Source organism: Marinifilum breve (assembly GCF_003202155.1).
GTDB lineage: Bacteria > Bacteroidota > Bacteroidia > Bacteroidales > Marinifilaceae > Marinifilum > Marinifilum breve.
Map to the genome: position 1 here is coordinate 1 of NZ_QFLI01000030.1, position 1,519 is coordinate 1,519.

A 1,519-nucleotide genomic window follows, 5' to 3' on the forward strand; every position below is an offset into this window, starting at 1 on the left:
GTGTTTATAGCGACGGGGTTCCACCTCTTCCCATTCCGAACAGAGAAGTTAAGCCCGTTAGCGCCGATGGTACTGCAGAGATGTGGGAGAGTAGGTCGACGCCAACCTTTAAAGAGTCTTATTCCAATTGGAGTGAGACTCTTTTTTTTGCTGTAAACTTTAGGAGATGAAGAATCATTAGAACCATAGTTCTTTGCGTAGATTGATTCTAAAGTAGGGTAACCTTCGCCCGATTTACGGAATGTTATTCCTAGGAGGGGCATTGTTAGCCCGAATTAGGGAGCATTACTCCGAAAAGATGCACTGCTCGCCCGAAAAGTAGTAACCTTCGCCCGAATTGCGGACTGTTATTTCAAGGAGGGGCATTGTTAGCCCGAATTAGGGAGCATTACTCCGAAAAGATGCACTGCTCGCCCGAAAAGTAGTACTGTTCGCCCGAATTGCGGACTGTTATTCCATGGTGGGGCATTGCTTGCCCGAATTAGTGGGATTTATTCCAAAAAGATGAACTACTCGCCCGAAACGTTTTACTATTGGCCCGATTTGCGAACTGTTATTCCAAGTTTGGGAATTACTCACCCAAATTGGAGAGAATGTATTCTTTTGGATGGATTTGTTTGCATTGTATGGAGAATTATTTTGTTTCAAGTAATAACCGAACTCTGGTTAATCCATTGTTCTAAATTAGATGTTATTCAACTTTAATGGTAAGGTGCGTTTATCTGTAATAGTCTAAAACCGCTGCCATGTATATTTTCAATCGATAAATCAGAATCTGCTTTTAAGTATTTTCTAAGCTTTGTAATATACACATCCATACTTCGTGTAGTATAGAAGTTATCATCGCCCCAAATGCTTTTTAAGGCTGTTTCATGATATATGTTTTTCAATTTAGGATCTTAATAGATCACTTGCACTAAATCCTGCTGTGACTCTTGTGAAAAGTAGACTTGAATTGGAAAAATGTGTGAAAACTTACTGTATAATGTTAGGCCTTCCATAATTAATAAAGTCAGTTATAATTTAAAAGTTTTCCATTGGTATTGTTTTGAAATTAGTAACTATGCCAAATTTCTCATTAGCGAATGCGTGAATGTGTTTGAATTGAAATTTATCTTGAAACTATTTTTCACAAATAAAATATCATTTTCTTATAGTAACCACTTTAGTTAAGATTTTAAAATTCACAAACACCCCTTCAAAAAAGGAAAAAGTGAGCCAACTGTATCCAAATTACAGATTCATTCTCTTATCTTCTTCATTATAAATGCAAAAAGTGGAGATTTTAGAATCATTTGCCATCGTTCTCTCTTTTTGCCCTGGTTTATTAATTCTTTTTTTCTTCAAATTTTTCCATCGGATCTTCAGTAAGTTAGCTTGTATTGGTTAAAAAACTTAAAGTTTTGATTTGGAAAGTTGAGAAAGTATGCGTTATCTTTGCACCCGCTTTACAACGGTAGGGCGATAGAGAAAACATGATGAAAGAGGGTGGTTTTGCCACGATTTTTGCATGGTGTTT

1 protein-coding gene and 1 rRNA gene are annotated in these 1,519 nt (G+C 36.7%); one reads left to right on the plus strand and one right to left on the minus strand.

The genetic code is table 11. The features are described from left to right. Nucleotides 1–107, plus strand: a 5S ribosomal RNA gene (gene rrf, locus DF185_RS22865); the annotation flags it as partial. A 594-nt stretch (nucleotides 108–701) separates the two neighbouring features. Here rrf and DF185_RS22875 read toward each other — a convergent pair. Beyond that, on the minus strand, nucleotides 702–890 hold the full coding sequence (locus tag DF185_RS22875; protein ID WP_110364065.1) for a winged helix-turn-helix domain-containing protein: 189 nt from the start codon (nucleotides 888–890) through the stop codon (nucleotides 702–704). Nucleotides 891–1,519: the final 629 nt, after the last annotated feature.